Raw genomic sequence first — 20941 nt, 5'->3', positions numbered from 1 at the left:
AATATCTAAATATTAGTTACTTATCGCATCCATACTTTAATATCAGCTAAACCATTGGCTTGTAGCAAGCCTATTTGCTGTTCAACATTAGGGTTTTGCTCAAACTCAAACGCATCTAACTGCTCATCAAAGGTAATGTTAGCGACCCCATCGCCACCGCGTTTTTTAACTTGATGCAGTGCAATATCAGCTAAATTAATCGAGGTTTCCCAGCTAATAACTTGGCCACCTAATAGTGGTAGCGGATAGAACGACCAACCAATTGAGGCTGAAATATGAGTGCTTTTACCGTTTGGCAATTGAAATGCATGTTCGGAAATTCCTTGGCAAAGATCCGACACATAGCTGTCAATTAAGTTACATTTAAAGTCACGTAATAAAAGTAAAAACTCATCGCCGCTCCAACGTGCCACATAATCTGAGCCCTGAGTACGCGAATTAAGTAATACCGCCATTTGCTGCAAACAACTATCTCCGGCAATTGGCCCATACGCATCGTTAATACGGCTAAAGTTGTCTAAGTTTATAATTAATAATACTAGCGACTTGCCCTGCGCTTGCAGTGATTGTGAGTTACGCTGAAAATGTTCAATATCTTTAGGTAGTTGGTCGAACAAAAAGCGGCGACTACGTAACCCTGTAAGCTCATCTGAATGGCTCACTAGCTTAAGCTGTGAGTTAACTTTATTAAGCTTATCGTTTGCTTGGCGAAGCTCTAAGGTACGATCAGTGATCAACCCTTCTAACACTTCTTGTTTACGGCGCTCTTGCGCTCTAAATACCCAAAACACTAAATAAAACAATAAAACAAAACCACTGGTGATCAGTAATCTAAAGTAAATTGTTTCGTCAAAACGCTCAGGTACTACAAAAGCGTAATCAACAGATTGGGCTATGTTCCAATCCTCGCCTTGGCGTTTTGTTTCTAACTGAAACAAAAAAGAACCGGCTGGGAGGTTAGTATAAATAGCTTCGCGGCGAGTATTAGCGTATCGCCAGTCAGTATCTAAACCATTTAATTTATATCTAAACTCAATACTATTTGGCGCGTAATAATCTATAGCTGTGTATTTTAAAGTAACATCGCGCTCGTCTATTTTTAATCGCGGTTTATTACCTAATGCAGCTGTGGTTAAACTACGTAATGGTGTAGTTAATGTTTCTATTTTAGGTTTTAAACCACGTAAACCAAACAGCTCAACGCTTTTAGGTATTTCAACTACACCTTGTAAACTGGGATACCAAATGGAGTTATCCATATCAACAACCGCGTCATGCCCTAAGCCATTACAACATTGGCTCGCTTTACCATCGAGTTGGCGGTCGAACGAGGAAATAACCTCTTCAACTTTTAAGCTTTGGATCTGCGTTTTAAATTGATCTACCGGCATCCGATAAACACCTTTCATGGTGCTTACCCATATTCTTTTTAATTTTTCATCGTACTTTAAGCTAAAAATAGAACCATAGGGTAAGCCATTTGCCGCATCTAATTGCTGCCATTGTCCTTGTCCACTACGATAAAACAAACCATCGTTTAACGAGCCAACTAATATTCCAACTCCATCTATATGCAAAATACTGGTTACATAAGCACTTTCTAAGGTAGTTTGGTCGCCTATTTTTTCTATTCCTCGGTCAGTAAAGTAATACGCGCCTTTACTAGTACCGATAATGCCAAAGTTTGGTGCATCTAATACAAAAGTAATAAACTTACTGCCTAAAAATGCATTATAAGCAAAGGGCCTTAAACCACTATAATTGAGTCGATACAAACCTCGGCCAGTACCAATCCAAAATCCGCCTCGGGTAGCTGAGCTAATAGCAAATACCGGGTTGTCGTTTAATGCGCGCCCAGGAAAGCTGTAAAGTGTGTCGTCTTCATAAAAGAATAACCCCCGCCCAGTAGCAATATAAAGCCGATCGCCATCAAACTGTAAATCATGCACCGAGGCATGCCCATACTTGCTACTGTTTATTATATTAATAAAGTTTTTATTGGTATCAAAGTAACCAACTCCGCTTCTGTTAGCTATCCACAGTTTGTCATCGGGTGATTTACTAATCGCCATTACCGTTTCAGTCATTTTAGAAATTGCCGAGTGACGCTCAATGCGACCTTCGTGTGCCAGCCATAAACCTTCACTAAAACTGGCTAGCCAAACATTATTTTGATCATCGCGAAACATGTCAGCAAACCAAATACTTTGATCTAACTGACTTGGCTCAACCCATTGCCAATCACCTGACTTGCCACGAAATAATAAACGCCCATAAGTAGATACCCATAAGCCACCATTGGTATCGCTCATAAATTTATAAACTGCAGAGTTATTCACATTAGGCAGTGGGAAAGAACGTAGTTCGTCATCTAAATCTAAAAAATAAGCACCCAACTCAGAGGCTAAATATAAATTACCATTTAAAAAAGAGAGATCGTGCACTATGGTTTGCGCTAAGCTGTCGGGTAATGACACTTTGGCAGTAAGCTCTAAGCGTAATTTAGAAAAGTCGGCAGCGCTTTTTGTCAGGCGCAGTAAATGTCTGTCGTTTACTAACCAAATACCTTCAGGTGCGAGCGCCATTTTGCTCACAGAGCCAACTATTTGAGTAATAACAGTGGGATTAACTATGGGTGATGGCTCATTAGTTTGATCGCGTAAATCAACCAAACTACGATCAACATAATACAGGCCATTAGCGGCTATCCAAATACCGCCTTTAGAGTCCTCTAAAATATCTCTAACCGGGCCTTTAATATTAAACTCTTGTGCACTAAGTGTTGCAGGGTCAATAACCACTAACCCATTTTTGGTGCCGATCCACAAAAAGCCTTGGCCATCTATTAGTAATTTATTAATACCATTACTTGGTAAAAAAAGACTATTTTGCGTGTTGTAGTTGGTAAAAGTATTGCCGTCAAAACGACTTAAACCAAATTGAGTTCCCAGCCACATATAACCTTGCTGGTCTTGCACAACACTTTTGAGTGATTGCGAGGGGAGTCCGTCTTTAATATTCCATTGTTTAACTACGTAATCAGTAATTGAAGCCCAACTTGGCATAGCACAGGTTAGTAGTACAAAAACTAGTAAAAATCGCATCATATTGCTGCCACCTAGCTAAACAATCAAATAATAAACTAAAAGGGTAGTAAACCTACTTTTATCAGCGCTTGCAAACAAATAAGTGAAAATATACCTGCAAGTACGTCATCAATCATAATTCCAAATCCACCATGGGCACGCTTGTCGAGCACACGGATAGGGCCTGGTTTGACTATATCAAAAAAACGAAACAGTAAAAAACCAACCAATAATGTTTGCCAGCTCAGTGCGGCACCAATCATAGTGATGTAATAGCCTGCCACTTCATCCCATACAATCGCGGGGTGATCGTGTACCCCTAAATCATCAGCGGTTTTGCCACAAGCCCAAATACCAAAAACACTGATCACTACAGCAAATACTATTTGTAACCACAACGGGTAGTGCATGGTTATAAAAATAAAAGGTAAAGCAGCCAAAGTACCAAATGTGCCTGGGGCTATAGGTGCAAGCCCAGTACCAAAACCTAAACCAAAAAACTGATGTGGACGCTTTAGGTTAAATAAACGCTTGTTGTTCAACTTAAATCCTTAGAAAAGTGCTCAAAACCTTGGTGCTTAAAAGTAAATTTTTCGCCTTTATGTAACAGGTCAATTTGCCCTTCGCCACTTTTTATTTGGCCAATACAAATTGCCTCTACGCCATATTGACGCAGTTTTACATCAAGCATACTTTTATTGCTATCAGGCACGGTATAAAGCAGTTCATAGTCGTCGCCGTAATTTAGTATAAACGGTAATTGTTGTTCAAAATCAAGGCTAGCTTTCATTGCATCCGAGGTGGGTATGCTTTCAATATTAACCGTTGCGCTAACCTGCGACATATTTAGTATATGGCCTAAATCGGCTAGTAAACCATCTGAAATATCAATAGCAGAAGACGCAAGCCCACGTAATACCTGCCCTGCAGCCACTCTAGGTGTAGGGAAGTTAAGGCGCTTTTTAATATGTTTTAGGTGTTCAGGTTCAATTGTTAAGCCTTGCTTGCGAGACTCTATTGCAAGCCCTGCATCACCTAACGGCCCAGTAACAAAAATCCAGTCACCTACTTTTGCGCCATTTCGGCATAACGCAGTGCCTTCGGGCACTGTACCTTTTGCACAAATAGTAATACTCAAAGGTCCTTGAGTCGTGTCGCCACCAATTATTTGCACATTAAAATATTCGGCAATTTCATGCATGCCGTCAGTCAATTCTTCAATCCATTGCTCATCAATACTCGGAAGTGTTAAAGCGATAGAAACCCATGTAGGCTCTGCCCCCATTGCCGCTAAATCACTTAAATTTACAGCCAATGCTCTGTGCCCGAGTGCGCGAGGTTCAATGTCGTCAAAAAAATGCACACCAGCAACGAGTGTATCGGTTGTAATAGCAAGCTGACAATTTTGCGGCACAGTAACTAATGCACAGTCATCTCCAATCCCTAAGTTAACATCACGGCGAGTAATACCACGACCTTTAAAATAACGATTAATTAATTCAAATTCCTTCATACACAAAAAAGCCGACCTATGCCGGCTCTCCTTTTTAACGGTAATTTATACCAGCCAGTTCTGATAAAATAATTATCAAAATTTGACTAAATATTACTTACGTAAATGCTTAACTGCTTTATCAAGTACACCGTTTACAAATTTATGGCTATCTTCAGCGCCAAACATTTTAGCTAATTCAATGCTTTCGTTGATAGCCACTTTGTATGGAACATCTTCACGAAATTTTAGCTCATAGCTGCTTAAACGTAATATTGCGCGTTCAACCATATCTAACTCATCGAATGGACGGGTTAAATGCGGTGATACAGCCTCGTCTAGTTGCTTATAATTTACCGCAACGCCACTGGCTAAATCTTTAAAATATTCAACATCAATTTTAGTCACGTCGTTTTCGATCAACATTTGTTGTTCGATATCGGCAATTGCATTGCCACTTAATTGCCAAGAATAAATGGCCTGAAGTGCTAATATACGTGCTTTACGTCTTGCTGCTGGTTTCACAAAAATTCCTTAAACTTAAATTTTATCTAACACATTAACCATTTCAAGCGCGCCTAAAGCAGCTTCGCCGCCTTTATTGCCCATTTTGGTGCCAGCACGCTCAATTGCTTGCTCAATGCTTTCTGTGGTTAATACGCCAAATGCAACCGGTATATCATACTCAAGTGATACTTGCGCAAGACCTTTGTTTGATTCGCCAGCAACTAGGTCAAAGTGTGGAGTACCACCTCTGATCACTACGCCTAAAGCGATGATTGCATCATACTGTTTTTTTGCCGCAATACGTTTCGCTGCTAAAGGTAATTCAACCGCGCCAGGTACATAAACCACGGTAATATCGTCATCCGATACACCACCTGTGCGTTTTAATTCATCAATAGCGCCTGCTAATAAGCTACTACCAATAAAGTCATTAAAGCGAGAAATGACAATGGCAAATTTTTTGCCCGGAGCGTACTTACTACCTTCAATAATTTTCATTTGATAACCTTAAAAATAAGTTTGAGCGATTTCGATTGCGCAAAAATTGCAGCGCATCATACCATAAAAATAAAATAATAGCCTAGCGCCTAATTACTGCGGCTCTATGTAGTCAACAACTTCTAAATGAAACCCTGAAAGTGCATGGTACTTTTTAGGGCGACTCATTAAACGCATTTGTTTAATGCCTAAATCGGCTAAAATTTGTGAACCCACGCCTACAGTACGAGACGTACCTGTAAATTTATTCGGTGTTACATCTTCACCCGAGTCTTCGGCTGCAAACGCTTTTACTGTTGCCTCAAGTTCTGCGGTGCTTTCTTGTTTGCCTAAAATAACTAACACACCATTGTGCTTCGCTATATAAGCCATTGCGTCAGACACGCCCCAGCTACGCTCAGAGTTTCTATCTGAGAGTAAAATATCGTTAAAGGTGCTTTGTAAATGTACTCGCACTACGGTTGGCGCTTGTTGTTTTATTTCGCCTTTTACTAATGCGTAATGTAGTTGTCCGTCAATGGTGTCTTTGTAAGTTACTAAATCAAACTCACCGTGCTCGGTAGGTAACTTACACTTTGCCACTTGCTCTATCGTGGTTTCGTTTAAGTTACGGTATTCAATTAAATCAGCTATGGTGCCAATTTTAATATCGTGCTGTTTAGAAAACACTTCTAAGTCAGGACGGCGCGCCATAGTGCCATCTGCATTGAGTATTTCAACAATAACCGATGAAGGCTCAAGCCCTGCTAAACGAGCTAAGTCGCAGCCAGCTTCAGTGTGCCCAGCACGTGTTAAAACACCGCCAGGTTGTGCCATTATAGGAAAAATATGCCCAGGTTGTACTATGTCACTAGGCACTGCGCCTTTAGCTATCGCTGCCTGCACTGTACGTGCTCTATCTGCTGCCGAAATACCTGTGGTAACGCCTTTTGAAGCTTCTATCGACATAGTAAAATTAGTTGAAAACGCAGCACCGTTATTTTTTACCATAAGCGGTAAATCAAGTTGCTCGCATCGCTGTTGCGTCATGGTTAAACAAATTAAACCACGGCCATGCGTGGCCATAAAGTTAATAGCTTCTGCGCTAATATGCTCGGCGGCAATAATTAAATCGCCTTCATTTTCCCTGTCTTCATCGTCCATTAAAATAACCATTTTACCGGCTTTAATGTCTGCGATAATTTCTTCTGCGCTGTGTAAGTTCATAATTCACTCTTATTAGTTGTTAGTTGCGTTACTTAATAAAGCCCGCTTTTGCGAGTAAGCTCATTGAAATATCAGCGCCCGTAGGCTGCTCTGCGCCTTTTATAAGCCGCTCTAAATAACGCGCAATTTGGTCGACTTCCAAATTAACTTGGGTGCCCACTTTAAAATTAGCTATCGTTGTTTGCTCGCTGGTATGGGGCACAATCGTTAATTTAAATTTATTACCTTCTACTGCGTTCACTGTTAGGCTAATACCATCAATACATACCGAACCTTTGTATGGTATGTATTTCATTAGGTTTTCATCTGTGCTTAGCCAATATTCTGTAGCACGTGCATTTGGCGTAATGGCGGTAATTGTAGCAATGCCATCAACATGGCCAGACACTAAATGCCCACCTAAACGCGAAACCGGTTGCATGGCTTTTTCAAGATTAACTGTTTGCCCTAATGTGTAATGAGCAAAACCAGTTAAATCTATGGTTTCATTCGATAAGTCGGCACTAAAACCATCTGCATGTTTATCAACAACAGTTAAACACACACCATTAGTGGCAATACTATCACCTAACTTAACATCACTCATATCAAGGTCAGGGCTTTGTATACGAATAGCTAAATCGCCTTGTTTTTTTTGTAATAAAGCAATTTTGCCTGTGGCTTCTATTATCCCAGTAAACATAGCATTACTCTTTTGTATCAAGTGGTTTTAATGAGCTTTTTACTGCGCTAATACGTAAATCATCACCTATACGCGTACACTCATTAAAAGTTAAATCAATCGTATTTTGCATACTGATCAACTCAGGAAAATTAACTAAACTCTTGCCATCACACCCAATTAATTTAGGCGCTAGATAAAAAATAAATTCATCTATTAAATCCAGTTCAACCATTTTACCCGCAAGGGTTGCTCCAGCCTCTAGCCACACAGTATTAAATTGCAGCTTTGCAAGCTTTTTTAAAACCGCGGTTAAATCAACTTTCGAATTACTAGCAGTTACTACTATATGCTTTACAAAATGCGGCCAATGTTGCGATTTATCAACCTTGGTAGTAAAAATTATTATTTCACTTTCAATAGCAAATAAAGCAAGATTTGGGGTTAAACGATTTTGCGAGTCAATAATAACACGCACAGGTTGGCGAAGCGGTAACTGTGTAGGTAATGCCTGCGGTAATTCATTTTTACGCACATTTAATTTAGCGTCATCTACTAATACTGTGTCGGCACCGGTTAAAATAGCGCAACTTTGTGCACGATATAACTGTACGTCTTGGCGTGCTGCTGCGCCTGTTACCCACTTACTTTGGCCATTATTAAGCGCTGTTTTACCATCAATACTGGCGGCCATTTTACACGTTACATAGGGCAGGCCATGCTCCATGCGTTTAAAAAAGCCTAAATTAAGCGCCCTAGCCTGTGCTTCAAGTAACCCATACGCAACCTCAATACCAGCGTCGCTAAGTATTTTCAGCCCCTTACCAGCCACTTGTGGATTGCTATCGACCATAGCGGCAATTACTTTTACCACACCGGCGGCTTTTAAACCTTCTGCGCACGGTGGTGTACGGCCATAATGGCTACATGGCTCAAGCGTAACATAAGCAGTTGCGCCTTTTGCTTTACTGCCAGCCATAGCAAGTGCATTTACTTCTGCATGCCCTTGTCCGGCAAGCTGATGAAATCCCTCGCCTACTATTTCATTGTTTTTAACTAATACACAACCTACGTTTGGATTAGGCGTGGTAGTAAACCGGCCTTTTTTAGCCAGTTCTATAGCACGTGCCATATACATTTCGTCATCTTGGTTAAAAACGCAGTCGCTTTGCATACTTACTCCCCTAAACGGGCAATTTCTTCGCCAAATTCGCGAATATCTTCAAACGAGCGATACACCGAGGCAAAGCGCACATAAGCTACTTTATCGAGCTTTTTAAGCGCTTCCATAATGCACTCTCCCACTAAATGGCTCGAAACCTCTCGCTCACCGGTTGCGCGTAATTGCGACTTTATTATATTAACTACTTCTTCTACTTGTTCGGTACTTACGGGGCGTTTTTCCAGTGCGCGGTTTAAACCATTTAACAATTTATCTTCGTTAAAGGGTTCGCGGCTGCCATCTTGTTTTATTACCCGTGGCATAACCAGTTCTGCGCCCTCAAACGTAGTAAAACGCTCATGGCAGTCATTGCATTCACGACGACGACGCACTTGGTGACCACCGCCAACCAGGCGAGAGTCAATAACTTTGGTATCTTTTGCGGTACAAAATGGGCAATGCATAGCTAGGTACTTCCGTTTTAAAAAACAAAAAAGGCCGCTTTAAAGCGGCCTTTATCTTAGCAAAAAACTAAGCGATTGTGATCTAAATTACTGTTTTACTTTTATTAAGCGTAAACAGGTAGTTTTGCACAAATTGCTTTTACTTTTTCTCTTACTTGCGCCTGTACTGATTCATCATTGATGTTATCTAGTACGTCACAGATCCAGCCAGCAAGCTCTTTAGATTCTGCTTCTTTAAAACCACGACGAGTGATTGCAGGTGAACCAATACGTAGGCCAGATGTTACAAACGGTGAACGTGGATCGTTAGGCACTGAGTTTTTGTTAACTGTAATATGAGCGTTACCCAAAGCAGCATCAGCATCTTTACCGGTAATATCTTTATTGATTAAATCAAGTAAGAATAAGTGGTTTTCAGTTTTGTCAGATACAATTTTGTAGCCACGTTCCTGCATAACAGCAACCATAGCTTGTGCATTTTTAACAACTTGTGTTTGGTATACTTTAAATTCTGGTTGTAGGGCTTCTTTAAATGCCACAGCTTTAGCAGCAATAACATGACATAAAGGACCGCCTTGGCCACCAGGGAAAACAGCACTGTTAAGCTTTTTGTAAATAGCTTCGTCGCCACATGCCGAAATAATTAAACCACCACGAGGGCCTGCTAAGGTTTTATGTGTAGTTGTAGTAACAACATGTGCGTGAGGAACTGGGCTTGGGTAAATACCCGCCGCAATTAAACCAGCAACGTGCGCCATATCTACAAAAAAGTAAGCGCCAATTTTATCAGCAATTTCACGTAATTTAGCCCAATCAACAATACCTGAGTATGCTGAGAAGCCACCAATAATCATTTTTGGTTTGTGCTCAAGCGCTAGCGCTTCAACCTGTGCGTAATCAATTTCGCCTGTAGTTTCATCTAGGCCATACTGAATTGCATTATAAAGCTTACCTGAAAAGTTTACGTGTGAACCATGCGTTAAATGGCCGCCATGAGCTAAGCTCATACCTAGTACGGTATCACCGGCGTTTAACAATGCTAAAAAAACGGCCGCATTTGCTTGCGAACCAGCATGTGGTTGTACGTTTGCATAGTCAGAACCAAATAGTTCGTTAGCACGGTCAATCGCTAATTGCTCAACAACGTCTACATGCTCACAACCGCCATAGTAACGTTTGCCCGGATAACCTTCTGCGTATTTATTAGTTAACTGTGAACCCTGTGCTTCTAGTACGCGTGGGCTACAGTAGTTTTCAGAAGCGATTAATTCAATGTGATCTTCTTGGCGCGCAGTTTCTTTTGCAATTGCGTCAAATAACTCTGGGTCAAAATCTGAAATATTCATGCTACGTTCTAACATTGGGGTCTCCTGGGGCAAGGTGTATGGTATTTTTTAGAGGCTTTATTGTACGCTTAAAACGACTATTTGCCTACGCTCTTAAGTTGAGGATATTTAAACAGGGATTGAATTTATTTCACAGGCTTTTTAAGATGATATTTTTTAATCATTACATAATAAATTAAAATATATATTAATTATTATATTTACATAGCTAATGAAAGTATTAACACCCACACTAAAATATACCTATAAAAAAGCGACCAAGGCCGCTTTAATTAGATCTTACTTTTAACTTAATTTTCTAAGTATTTCAGTACGTAAGGCATCATAATCAGCATTTATATCATTAGCTAAACATGGCTTGGCTAATGCATCTGCAAGTGGTTTTGGCATAGCTAGTTCAATGTTTAAAATACCTTCAACACTGTCTTTAAATTTAGCTGGATGAGCCGTTGCTAAAAAGATTCCGGCAGCGCCAGGAGCGCGATTTTCAACAAGTCCTTGGTATGCAATAGCGGTATGCGGCTCAGCAACATAACCTGTTTGTTGAATATTTTTCATCACTGTTTGCGTATCTTGCTCGTTTACGCTAGTTGAATAAAAATTATCGTAGCTAAACCAATTGTTGTCGAGCATAGATTGCACTCGTGGCCAGTTATTTGGCTTGCTTACATCCATTGCATTTGAAAGTGATTCAAGTGTCGCGTTTGGCGTCCAGTTTTTATCCAGCATAAAGCGCGGTACTGTATCGTTTTGATTAGTAGTTGCACTAAGTTTGCCAACAGGCAAACCAATAACAGCACCTATCATTGCCGCGCACACATTACCAAAGTTACCACTTGGAACCGAAATATGCGCAGTAGCCCGTTTTGCTTTTGGTAATTGTGCAATTGCCTCAAAGTAATAACAAACTTGTGCCACTAAGCGACTAATATTAATAGAGTTAGCAGAGTTAAGCCCCAGTGTAGATTTAACTTCTTCATCTAAAAAGGCATTTTTAACTAACTCTTGGCAATCATCAAAGCTGCCTTCAACCGCATAACAATGAATGTTGCCACCCAATGTAGTAAAGAGCTTTTGCTGCGCCAGTGAAATTTTGCCTTTAGGGTATAAAATTACCACGTCGATATTAGGCTTATTATAAAACGCATGTGCAACCGCCGCGCCAGTATCGCCCGACGTTGCAGTTAAAATAGTCACTTTATCGCCTTGATTAAACTGCGCTAAACACTCTGCCATAAAGCGAGCACCAAAATCTTTAAACGCTAAGGTAGGCCCATGAAACAATTCTAAGCAATAAGTGTTCTCTGCCACTTCCACCAGCTTAACCGGAAAGTTAAATGCATTTTTAACCATATGTGCAACGGTATCTGCTGGTAATTCATCGCCAATTAAATGCGAGAGTATTTTACTACTACGGGTTACAAAATCCATATCAAGTAGTGCATCAACATCCGTTAGTGGTGTTAATGACTCGGGAAAAAATACCCCTTGATTACGCCCTAAACCCGTTTTTACTGCCTCAACAAACGACACTTGTTGCGAACTATCTTTTAAATTATGTAATTGCATAACTACTATCCTATAAAACTGTTAATTGACGTGTGCCGTCGTTATCTAATTTACAAATATGGCAAAAACCTTGCTCGTTTATGTAGTTACTTTCAAGCCACTGCGCGCACTGCTGTGCAGCTTTTAATGTTTTACACACAGTAAATAATGTTGGCCCTGCACCAGAAATACTAACAATTTCGGCGCCTAGCGCTGGCAAACTCGCTTTTGCTTCACTAAAACCTGTTATAAGTGGCGCACGGTATGGCTCGGCTATATGGTCTTGCATAATACTTAATGCATCATCAAAGCGATGCATTAACAATAAACTACTAAAGGCAGATAAACGCTGCGCAAATTCTACACCTGCGTGCATGCTCAACTCTTTTGGTAAAACTGAGCGTGCTTTTGCTGTATTAAGTGAAAAACCAGGAAACGCAGCAACGTAATACCAGTTTTCATCAACTGGTAAAGCAATTGATTTATTAGGAATTAAATCGCCAGTTAGCTGCAGGCCACCTAAATAACATGGCGTGATGTTATCGTAATGACGACCACCACTAACAACTGCCTCAAAGTCGGCCATTAACTCAATAAGTTCAACTTGGCTAAGCTTGGTTCCGGCAAATTTATCTAGGGCAGCAAAGGTTGCTACCACCGAACACGCACTTGATCCTAACCCTGAACCTATGGGCAAGTTCTTTTTCAGCTCCAACTTTACACTTGGCATATTAGGCGCTACATGCGCTCTAAAATGCACTAAACATTGATACGCTAAGTTTTCACTGGCATCACTTGGTAGCTTATGCGCGTATTCGCCAGAGCAAATAAACTCATCGCTCGATGCGGCACTAACAACGGCTACATCGCCTAATAAACTGCCGTCAATAGGTGCAAGAGCTGCGCCTAATGCGTCAAAACCAACGGCAAAATTACCAATAGATGCGGGAGCATATACTTCAATCATTGTTTGCTCCTAGCGCGATAACGTTTTTAAAATATCAGCAAATACACCAGCGGCTGTTACTGCCGAGCCTGCGCCATAGCCTCGTATAACAAATGGGCGTGGCTGATAATACTGACTTAAAATTGCTAATGCGTTTTCGCCATCACGAATATCGTAAAGTGCATGCTTTGCATCAACGGCTTCTATACCTACCTTACAGTGACCTTGCTTAATTGTGCCTACGTAACGCAGTACTTTACCCTCTGCGGCAGCACTTGCTATTCGGTCGTTAAAACCTGCGTTTAGGCTAGGGAGCTTTTCCATAAACGTATTTACATCATCGCCTTGTGCAAAACCGTGCGGTAATACCGACTCTACTTCAATGTCGCTTAGCTCTAGTGGCATGCCAGATTCGCGGGCAATAATTAATAGTTTTCGTGCTACGTCTGTCCCCGATAAGTCATCACGCGGATCAGGTTCAGTAAAGCCACTTTCTTTGGCTTTAATTGTTGCCTCAGACAGTGACAAGCCATCTTGCAGCGCACCAAACATGTACGATAGCGAGCCTGATAAAATACCGCTAAATTCTAGTAACTCGTCTCCTGCACCAAATAACGATTTTAAGTTATCAAGTACCGGTAAACCCGCTCCTACATTGGTTTCGTATAAAAACTTACGGCCATTTTTTTGCGTTGCTGCAATTAAGTCTTGATAGTAAGCATACGAGCTTGTATTGGCCTTTTTATTTGCGGCTACGACATGGAAACCGGCATTTAAAAAGTCTACGTATTGCGCCGATAACGCATCTGACGAAGTACAATCAACTAATACTGGGTTTATTAAATGATTTTGCTGTACAAATTGTTCAACTAGTTTTAAATCAAAAGCCTGCTCTGATGCGCCAAGCTTTTGCTGCCAGTCATCAAAGGCAATACCTTCACTGTCTAAGTGTAGCTGGCGAGAGTTGGCAACCCCATAAAGCTTAAGTTTAATATTGCGTTTTTCAAGCCAAGTTTGTTGACGCTCTAATTGCTCAATAAGCTCTTGACCTACTAAACCACACCCTAATAAAAACACGTCAATTGATGGTATATGGGTAAAGAAATTCTCATGACAAACCTTTACAGCGCCATTACAACGTTCACCATCGATCACGGCCGAAATAGAACTTTCGGTAGAGTCTTGGGCTATAGCTACAATATTTACTTGTGCTTGAGCAAGTGATGCAAAAAACTTAGCCGCTAAACCTTTGTGCGCACGCATATTATCGCCCACCAAAGTAACAATAGCTAAGTTACGCTTTACTTGTATTGGTTCAATTAAACCTGCTTGAGACTCTAATTTAAATGCGGTTTGCAGCGCTTCAAGTGCCAGCGCTAAATCGACCTCATGAACACAAAAACTAATACTGAACTCACACGATGACTGGGTAATTAAAACAATCGACACATTATCAAGGGCAAGGGCATTAAATACTTTAGATGCCATCCCTACTTTACCTTTCATGCCCGGGCCCGACACGGTAAGCATTGCTAAATCTTGTAAACTTGATAGTGCTTTTACTGGCTCAGATGAAACGCTCTCGTTACTAATAAGTGAGCCTTGTGCATTGGGGTTACGCGTGTTTTTAATTTCGCACGGTACACCCGCTTTAGCGCAGGGTAAAATTGTTTTAGGGTGTAATACTTTTGCACCAAAGTAAGAAAGCTCCATCGCTTCTTTATAAGATAAAAAATCAACTTTAGTGGCGGTTTTTATATAACGCGGATCAGCACTGTAAACACCATCTACATCAGTCCAAATTTGGCAAACATCGGCTTCTAAACAAGCTGCCGCAATTGCCGCAGAATAATCTGAGCCATTTCGGCCCAAAGTGGTTAGTTCGCCTTGCTCATTACTGGCAGTAAAACCGGGCATAATATAAATAGTTGCTGGTTGTTCTTTTAATACGGCTTGAAAGCGCACTTTACTGGCAACTAAGTCTGCCTCTGCATCTATGTAACCACCGGTTGATACTATGCAATTGGTCGCTTCAAGGTACTGCGCGTTTAAATCACCGAGTAAGCATTGCATTAACGACACACTAACGCGCTCACCAAAGCTAATAATAAAAGCACGTACTTGCTCAGGGCAGCATTTAATCAGTGATACACCATCAAGTTTATTTTTAAGCTCGGTAAAATTTGGCCAGTTTTCAATTTCACCATAGCCTTGCTCTACTGCTTTTTTTAACTCGTCACATCGATTTACCAGTGCTTGCCACAAGTGACTAAAGTCTTCACCCTGCTCAGCCGCTGAGGCTAATGCAACTAATGAATCTGTCATGCCACCGGGGGCTGAAAGCACTAATAACATTTCATCTTTTAATTGTGCTTTTGCCAGCACGGCAACCATCTCTAAGCAAGCAAAGTCGGCAAGCGATGATCCGCCAAATTTTAAAACGCGCATTTTTTATGTTTCCTCATTCCATAAAACGAAAAAAGGCCTGGGTTCTAAGTGAACACAGGCCTTTAAATTTGTTGCACCGACCTATGCCACTATCCAGTTAGGATGATGGTTGTAATAATAATGGTCGCTGCAAGACTAAATGTTTTCATAGCTTAAGACTGCCTTAACACAGGCTATACTGTCAACCCTCATTAAGAAGATAAAACAGTCTTTTTTTTCATCTTAACTTCTAGAAAATGCCAAATTTATGCAAAATATTATTAAGTATTATTTTGCCAACTGGCTTTTCGATAAACCCTATAACACCTAATTGTGCTACGCGCTGCTGCATTTGCTGTTGAATATCTGCCGAAATGACTAATACAAAACACTCCATTTTTTCTGCTTTAATATGCTCCAACACCTGCACACCATCGAGTATCGGCATAGTTAAATCGAGGCAAACTAAATCAAAATGTTGTTCTTTCAATAACGCTAACGCATCTACTCCATTTATCGCTTGGCGTATATCGGCGGTTATACAGTCATTTAAGCAACGTATCACTTGTTTGCGGGCTACTGCTGAATCGTCACAAACTAAAATAGAAAAGTTCATCATGAAAACCAGTTACTAAGGCGATGCATTAAAGCCAGCATAAAAACAACCTCTCGTTCAGCCAAACTTAAAGCCGAAAAACTTCAAAAATATCGAGCTTCACTATAACTGAATTAATGTAAAATACACTAGGGCGTGTTAATTTTTCAAAATTGAAATTTATTCAACCAAGAGTTATTTATATTTGGCCTAGCCTGCGCATTATCAAACCCAGCATTAAACTATAGTGTAATGCAAAAAGCTAAACGCTAAACGCTAAATACATATGCACTTAGTTTTAAACGGCCTGTATAAAAGTGTAGCAACTTATTGCGCAACAAGTGCGCAGCGACAGCAAGCAAGATTACACATACTCAATTATGACTGCGCTCCTTAAAACAACTTGCTATTTTTTAAATATGCCACAATAAAATCAGCCATTTCGAGATACTGATTTTATTGCTATGATTGTGCAAATTTTTCAAATGGATCTGTATTCCTATGTGGTTTAGTAACCTTATATGTTATCGCTTTAAACAAGATGTTTCGTATACACAAGAAGATTTTGACAAAGCATTAGAGCAAGACTTATTTCGTCCATGTACGGGCCAAGAGCTGGCTACATTTGGCTGGACAAAAGCGTTTGGGAAACACGGCGAAACTTTATCGCATTTTTCACAAAAAAGTATTTTAGTTTGCGCTAAGCGCGAAGAAAAAGTATTACCTGCATCGGTTATAAATGAGCTAGTTGCAGAAAAAGTCGATTTAATTGAAGCTGAAGAAAATCGCCCAGTTAAAAAGAAAGAAAAAGACGAATTAAAAGAAAACATTTTACATACACTGCTACCACAAGCATTTAAAAAGTCGAGCTTACAGTTTGCATTTATTGACCAAGAAAACGGCTGGGTTGTGGTTAATAGCGGCAGTTTTAACAAAGCCGAAGAGTTACTCGCACTTTTGCGTAAATCGTTAGGCACACTGCCTGTAGTACCTGCATTTGCCAATTACGACCTAGATGTATTTTTAACCGACTGGTTAACTAACTTCAGCACGCCTGAAGGTTTTGCAATAGGCTCAGATGCAGAGCTAGAAGAAGCAGATGACAGTGGTGCGCAAGTTAAGCTTAAAGGCCACGACCTATCGTGCGACGAAGTTAAATCGCACCTTGAAACCGGTAAACGTGTTACTAAGCTTGCACTTGATTGGCAAGAACGCGTTAAGTTTATGCTGCAAAACGACGGCTCTATTAAGCGTTTAAGCTACAGCGATACCTTAAAAGAAGAAAATGCTGATATTCCAAAAGAAGACATGGCAGTAAAACTCGATGCTGACTTTATTTTAGCTTCAGAAGAAATTAAACAGCTACTTGAAGAGCTAACTCAAGGCTTAGGCGATATAGACGACTTAGCTTAAGCGCTAACCCTTGCTAAGTTAAGCCAAAAAAAGCACGATTTAATCGTGCTTTTTTACACTCACTACTTAATTACTATTAGCAAAACATCTCTTTTATATCGTCAACCATAGCGTGATACTCATCGCTGGTGAAAAGCTGCATAGAAGGAATAATTCCTTTGTTAATATAAACCTGTAGCGCGGCCGACTTATCTGACACTTGTAGCGTGCCCTCTAAAATTGCACCAATCCTAATAAAATCAATATAGCTTACCTGCTCAGGGCGATGACTGGCATCAGCCCAGTTTTGCGCCACATCAACAAATTCATCAGGAAACTCCCACGCTTTCATTATAGAGCCACCAATTTTACCACTGAGCTTTTGAATTGCATGGGCTAAAAAGCTAGGATTAGCAAATAGCTCAGGATGGCGTTCGGCTTCGGTTAAAATGGGTAATACACCAATATTATAAATTAATGATGCCAAGGTAATCGAATCTCTATTTAAAGAGTTTTGCTTATTATTCTTTAAGTAAAATTCCATTAATGCAATTGAGTGACTCGCTACTATTAACGTTTTTTGCCACGCTTTGCCCATGTAACCTTTAATTAGCTCGTTGTTAGATACAAACAATTGCTCCATTGCCATAGCCGTTGCAATATTTTTAATTTGTCGTAAGCCTATGCGAGTAACTGCTTGATGTAAGTTAGATACCTTAACTGAGCGCCCCATAATTGCACTGTTAGCTACTTTAATCATACGGGCTGTTAGTGCTGGATCATGTGCAATCACATCGGCCATTTGCATCAAGTTTACGTCATTATTATCAGCAGCTTGGCGCACTTTAATTGCTACTTCAGGTAAAGTAGGCAGCACCAAAGTGTCGTTATTTATTCTATCAATCAAAATTGTTAACAATGCATTTTCAGTAGACATAACATCCCTATGATTAGTTATTTATAAGCTAAAACAAGCCTTATATTGTTGTTATTATATGCTTTAGTATTACTTAAATTATAGTTAAAGCTAACAAAACTACATAAATTTATTTTTTATTTACTATTTAACATCAGTTAATTACACCTCTAACGCCTAAAACTTGCTATTTACCACGGTGTTTTGCTTTAATGCAGTCACTATAAGGCAGTATTTTTAAGATAGTAAGCGCCTTAGCGAACTGCATACAAATAATAAATCTTACTTTTAAATAGGCAAAATAATGAATTTAAATAAAATTAGCCAAGCAATTATGCTCTCCGGCATCGTTTTTCTTAGTGCTTGTTCAGAGCAAGCCCCTTCTTCTAGTAATAAAACGGCTGTTAAAACAGAGCAAGTAAAGCCAGTAGGTCCAACACTTATAAATACCGATAAACAACGTTTAGACATTTACACTGACTTTAGCTTACAAACTGATTTATCACATTTAAGTGATAACCAAAAAGCTATGGTGGCAAAGCTTATAGATGCTTCAATAATTATGGATGATTTATTTTGGCAGCAAGCGTTTGGTGAAAATAAAGAGTCATTTTTAGCTAAACTAGCTGATGACAAAGTGCGTAAATTTGCCGACATAAACTACGGTCCATGGGATCGTTTAAACGGCGATAAAGTGTTTTTATCAAGCTATAAAGAAAAAGCAACTGGTGCACAGTTTTACCCTGCAGATATAACTAAAGAAGAGTTAAATAAAGCTGATCTTGCAGATAAAAATGGGCTTTACTCTATTATTAAACGTGATGAGCAAGGTAACCTTTACAGCGTGCCATACTCTAAAGAGTACGCAACCGAGCTTTTAGAGGCTGCTAACTTGCTACGTGAAGCAAGTAAACTAGCAGACGATAAAGAGTTTGCTAACTATTTAAACCTTCGTGCAGACGCGCTACTAAACGATGACTTTCAAGCGTCTGATTTTGCGTGGATGGATATGAAAAATAACCCAGTAGATGTGGTTATTGGTCCAATTGAAACTTATGAAGACCAATTGTTTGGTTACCGTGCTGCTTATGAGTCTTATGTATTAATTAAAGATTTAGCATGGAGCGAACGCCTGGCTAAATTTGCTGCCTTTTTACCTGAGCTACAAAAAGGCTTACCGGTTGATGATAAATACAAACAAGAAGTTCCGGGATCAGACGCCGACCTAAATGCCTACGACGTTGTTTACTATGCAGGGCACTCAAATGCGGGCAGTAAAACCATTGCAATAAACTTACCAAACGACGAGCAAGTACAGCTTGAAAAAGGCACGCGCCGTTTACAACTTAAAAATGCTATGCGCGCTAAGTTTGACAAAATTTTAGTACCAATTGCAGAGCAACTTATTGTGCCTGAGCAACGTAAGCATATTACCTTTGATGCATTTTTTGCTAATACCATGTTCCATGAAGTAGCTCATGGCTTAGGCATTAAAAATACCCTTACTGGTAAGGGTACTGTGCGCCAATCATTACAAGAACACGCCAGTGCGCTAGAGGAAGGTAAAGCCGATATTTTAGGTTTATACATGATTGAGCAACTACTTAAAAAAGGCGAAATTACTGAAGGTACACTAGAGGATTACTACACCACCTTTATGGCTGGTATATTCCGCTCAGTACGTTTTGGTGCATCTAGTGCTCATGGTAAAGCGAATATGATCCGCTTTAACTTTTTTGCTCAAGAAGGTGCTTTTTCTAAAAATGAAGCCGGTTTATACCGTGTAAATATGGAAAAAATGAGCCATGCTATGGCTAAATTATCGCGCTTAATTTTAACCATTCAAGGTGATGGCGACTATCAAAAAGTAGATCAGCTTATTGCTACGCACGGTAATATTAAAGCAGAGCTAGCAGAGGATTTAGAAAAGCTAAGCCAAGCTAATATTCCGGTTGATGTTACTTTTAAACAAGGCAAAGCAGTGTTGGGCCTTAAATAGTTTATAGCCTGTTTACTACCTAAAATAGCCTAGTAAATAAAAACTAAAAAAGCGTTACAGCTCAAAACTGTAACGCTTTTTTATTGAGTTAAAAGTGCTCGGTGTCGTTATTTAAGCTAAACGCTAATTATTTAGTAATAATTACTTAGCAGTAATAACGCTGCGCACTACAGGCTCTAAACTACTCATTCCCCAATGCTTCCCCTTTGCTAGGGCCGATTCAATATCAAGCCCCTCTGCATGAGCAGAAATAGCCATTAAAGCCCCTACTCTATTGCTACTAGCACAATGTAACAGCACAGGTTCGCCGTTTAGTTCTGCCATTATTTTAGCCAGCTTTTGTGCGTTTTCAACGCTAACATCTTGCGCGCCAGCAATTGGCAATGCGTGATACTGCATCCCTAACGAAGCCACCAACTGGGCTTCATCCCAGTCTTGCTCGTTTTCGCCACGTAAATTAATTACGTGCTTTACTCCAGCATTAGCGAGTTGTTTAAGCTGCTCGCTCGTTGGTTGTGCCGCAGACAACGTTTGATTTTCGTGAATAACTAAATTACGCACATCGCTAGTTTTAACTGCTGTAATATTAATAGACTGCTCTGTTGCAAACGCTGCGCCTGTAGTTAATAGCGCAGTGATAAATAATGCATTGGCAAACAACTTAATATGTCTCATCTTGGCTCTCTCTATAAGGTT

Annotated in this window: 18 protein-coding genes; 2 read left to right on the top strand and 16 right to left on the bottom strand. The window is 40.1% G+C overall.

Annotated elements, in window-relative coordinates; translation table 11 throughout:
* Nucleotides 1-20: 20 nt before the first annotated feature.
* The 14 genes from HC000_RS09415 to HC000_RS09350 all read right to left on the bottom strand — a co-directional run bounded on the left by HC000_RS09415 (nt 21) and on the right by HC000_RS09350 (nt 15962).
* Nucleotides 21-3107 (bottom strand): ligand-binding sensor domain-containing diguanylate cyclase, encoded by a 3087-nt coding sequence (locus HC000_RS09415; RefSeq protein ID WP_179807525.1) that lies wholly within the window; start codon nt 3105-3107, stop codon nt 21-23.
* A gap of 35 nt (nt 3108-3142) precedes the next feature.
* On the bottom strand, nt 3143-3628 hold the full coding sequence (locus HC000_RS09410) for a phosphatidylglycerophosphatase A (RefSeq protein ID WP_011329018.1): 486 nt from the start codon (nt 3626-3628) through the stop codon (nt 3143-3145).
* Entirely contained in the window at nt 3625-4599 is a 975-nt protein-coding gene (gene thiL, locus HC000_RS09405; RefSeq protein ID WP_179807524.1) for a thiamine-phosphate kinase, read from the bottom strand. The genes HC000_RS09410 and thiL overlap by 4 nt, the downstream gene beginning before the upstream one ends.
* A gap of 93 nt (nt 4600-4692) precedes the next feature.
* On the bottom strand, nt 4693-5103 hold the full coding sequence (gene nusB / locus HC000_RS09400) for a transcription antitermination factor NusB (protein ID WP_011329020.1): 411 nt from the start codon (nt 5101-5103) through the stop codon (nt 4693-4695).
* Nucleotides 5104-5118: 15 nt separating this feature from the next.
* Nucleotides 5119-5583, bottom strand: coding sequence for a 6,7-dimethyl-8-ribityllumazine synthase (ribE, locus tag HC000_RS09395; protein ID WP_011329021.1), 465 nt, complete (start codon nt 5581-5583; stop codon nt 5119-5121).
* A gap of 93 nt (nt 5584-5676) precedes the next feature.
* Complete coding sequence (gene ribBA / locus HC000_RS09390) at nt 5677-6789, bottom strand: bifunctional 3,4-dihydroxy-2-butanone-4-phosphate synthase/GTP cyclohydrolase II (protein ID WP_011329022.1); 1113 nt, start codon at nt 6787-6789, stop codon at nt 5677-5679.
* 28 nt (nt 6790-6817) lie between these two features.
* On the bottom strand, nt 6818-7471 hold the full coding sequence (locus HC000_RS09385) for a riboflavin synthase (RefSeq protein WP_179807523.1): 654 nt from the start codon (nt 7469-7471) through the stop codon (nt 6818-6820).
* Between the two features lie 4 nt (nt 7472-7475).
* Nucleotides 7476-8624, bottom strand: a complete 1149-nt coding sequence (gene ribD, locus HC000_RS09380; protein ID WP_179807522.1) for a bifunctional diaminohydroxyphosphoribosylaminopyrimidine deaminase/5-amino-6-(5-phosphoribosylamino)uracil reductase RibD — start codon at nt 8622-8624, stop codon at nt 7476-7478.
* Between the two features lie 2 nt (nt 8625-8626).
* Nucleotides 8627-9076, bottom strand: coding sequence for a transcriptional regulator NrdR (gene nrdR / locus HC000_RS09375; RefSeq protein ID WP_011329025.1), 450 nt, complete (start codon nt 9074-9076; stop codon nt 8627-8629).
* 104 nt (nt 9077-9180) lie between these two features.
* On the bottom strand, nt 9181-10437 hold the full coding sequence (gene glyA, locus HC000_RS09370) for a serine hydroxymethyltransferase (RefSeq protein WP_011329026.1): 1257 nt from the start codon (nt 10435-10437) through the stop codon (nt 9181-9183).
* A gap of 270 nt (nt 10438-10707) precedes the next feature.
* Nucleotides 10708-11991, bottom strand: a complete 1284-nt coding sequence (thrC, locus tag HC000_RS09365; protein ID WP_179807521.1) for a threonine synthase — start codon at nt 11989-11991, stop codon at nt 10708-10710.
* A gap of 10 nt (nt 11992-12001) precedes the next feature.
* Complete coding sequence (gene thrB / locus HC000_RS09360) at nt 12002-12937, bottom strand: homoserine kinase (RefSeq protein ID WP_011329028.1); 936 nt, start codon at nt 12935-12937, stop codon at nt 12002-12004.
* Between the two features lie 9 nt (nt 12938-12946).
* Complete coding sequence (gene thrA / locus HC000_RS09355) at nt 12947-15364, bottom strand: bifunctional aspartate kinase/homoserine dehydrogenase I (protein ID WP_179807520.1); 2418 nt, start codon at nt 15362-15364, stop codon at nt 12947-12949.
* A 229-nt stretch (nt 15365-15593) separates the two neighbouring features.
* Nucleotides 15594-15962 (bottom strand): response regulator, encoded by a 369-nt coding sequence (locus HC000_RS09350; protein WP_179807519.1) that lies wholly within the window; start codon nt 15960-15962, stop codon nt 15594-15596.
* A gap of 477 nt (nt 15963-16439) precedes the next feature.
* On the opposite strand from HC000_RS09350, the gene rdgC reads away from it, so the two are divergent.
* Nucleotides 16440-17351, top strand: a complete 912-nt coding sequence (rdgC, locus tag HC000_RS09345) for a recombination-associated protein RdgC (RefSeq protein WP_011329031.1) — start codon at nt 16440-16442, stop codon at nt 17349-17351.
* A 76-nt stretch (nt 17352-17427) separates the two neighbouring features.
* On the opposite strand, the gene HC000_RS09340 is transcribed toward rdgC, so the two are convergent.
* Nucleotides 17428-18267, bottom strand: a complete 840-nt coding sequence (locus HC000_RS09340; RefSeq protein ID WP_179807518.1) for an HDOD domain-containing protein — start codon at nt 18265-18267, stop codon at nt 17428-17430.
* A gap of 283 nt (nt 18268-18550) precedes the next feature.
* On the opposite strand from HC000_RS09340, the gene HC000_RS09335 reads away from it, so the two are divergent.
* On the top strand, nt 18551-20245 hold the full coding sequence (locus tag HC000_RS09335; RefSeq protein WP_011329033.1) for a hypothetical protein: 1695 nt from the start codon (nt 18551-18553) through the stop codon (nt 20243-20245).
* A gap of 141 nt (nt 20246-20386) precedes the next feature.
* Here HC000_RS09335 and HC000_RS09330 read toward each other — a convergent pair whose 3' ends face one another.
* Nucleotides 20387-20920, bottom strand: coding sequence for a sulfur transferase domain-containing protein (locus tag HC000_RS09330; RefSeq protein ID WP_086993181.1), 534 nt, complete (start codon nt 20918-20920; stop codon nt 20387-20389).
* Between the last annotated feature and the right edge of the window lie 21 nt (nt 20921-20941).

Origin of the sequence: Pseudoalteromonas sp. MIP2626 (genome assembly GCF_013414205.1) — a bacterium.
GTDB lineage: Bacteria > Pseudomonadota > Gammaproteobacteria > Enterobacterales > Alteromonadaceae > Pseudoalteromonas > Pseudoalteromonas nigrifaciens.
Note: the sequence above shows the minus strand (reverse complement) of the source record. Positions and strands in the feature narration are given on the sequence as shown.

What these genes read in the sequence shown, in the direction of transcription:
- HC000_RS09415 (WP_179807525.1), bottom strand. Translation starts at nt 3,107, where the DNA reads ATGATGCGATTTTTACTAGTTTTTGTACTACTAACCTGTGCTATGCCA.
- thiL (WP_179807524.1), bottom strand. Translation starts at nt 4,599, where the DNA reads ATGAAGGAATTTGAATTAATTAATCGTTATTTTAAAGGTCGTGGTATT.
- ribE (WP_011329021.1), bottom strand. Translation starts at nt 5,583, where the DNA reads ATGAAAATTATTGAAGGTAGTAAGTACGCTCCGGGCAAAAAATTTGCC.
- ribBA (WP_011329022.1), bottom strand. Translation starts at nt 6,789, where the DNA reads ATGAACTTACACAGCGCAGAAGAAATTATCGCAGACATTAAAGCCGGT.
- HC000_RS09385 (WP_179807523.1), bottom strand. Translation starts at nt 7,471, where the DNA reads ATGTTTACTGGGATAATAGAAGCCACAGGCAAAATTGCTTTATTACAA.
- ribD (WP_179807522.1), bottom strand. Translation starts at nt 8,624, where the DNA reads ATGCAAAGCGACTGCGTTTTTAACCAAGATGACGAAATGTATATGGCA.
- nrdR (WP_011329025.1), bottom strand. Translation starts at nt 9,076, where the DNA reads ATGCATTGCCCATTTTGTACCGCAAAAGATACCAAAGTTATTGACTCT.
- glyA (WP_011329026.1), bottom strand. Translation starts at nt 10,437, where the DNA reads ATGTTAGAACGTAGCATGAATATTTCAGATTTTGACCCAGAGTTATTT.
- thrC (WP_179807521.1), bottom strand. Translation starts at nt 11,991, where the DNA reads ATGCAATTACATAATTTAAAAGATAGTTCGCAACAAGTGTCGTTTGTT.
- thrB (WP_011329028.1), bottom strand. Translation starts at nt 12,937, where the DNA reads ATGATTGAAGTATATGCTCCCGCATCTATTGGTAATTTTGCCGTTGGT.
- thrA (WP_179807520.1), bottom strand. Translation starts at nt 15,364, where the DNA reads ATGCGCGTTTTAAAATTTGGCGGATCATCGCTTGCCGACTTTGCTTGC.
- HC000_RS09350 (WP_179807519.1), bottom strand. Translation starts at nt 15,962, where the DNA reads ATGATGAACTTTTCTATTTTAGTTTGTGACGATTCAGCAGTAGCCCGC.
- rdgC (WP_011329031.1), top strand. Translation starts at nt 16,440, where the DNA reads ATGTGGTTTAGTAACCTTATATGTTATCGCTTTAAACAAGATGTTTCG.
- HC000_RS09340 (WP_179807518.1), bottom strand. Translation starts at nt 18,267, where the DNA reads ATGTCTACTGAAAATGCATTGTTAACAATTTTGATTGATAGAATAAAT.
- HC000_RS09335 (WP_011329033.1), top strand. Translation starts at nt 18,551, where the DNA reads ATGAATTTAAATAAAATTAGCCAAGCAATTATGCTCTCCGGCATCGTT.
- HC000_RS09330 (WP_086993181.1), bottom strand. Translation starts at nt 20,920, where the DNA reads ATGAGACATATTAAGTTGTTTGCCAATGCATTATTTATCACTGCGCTA.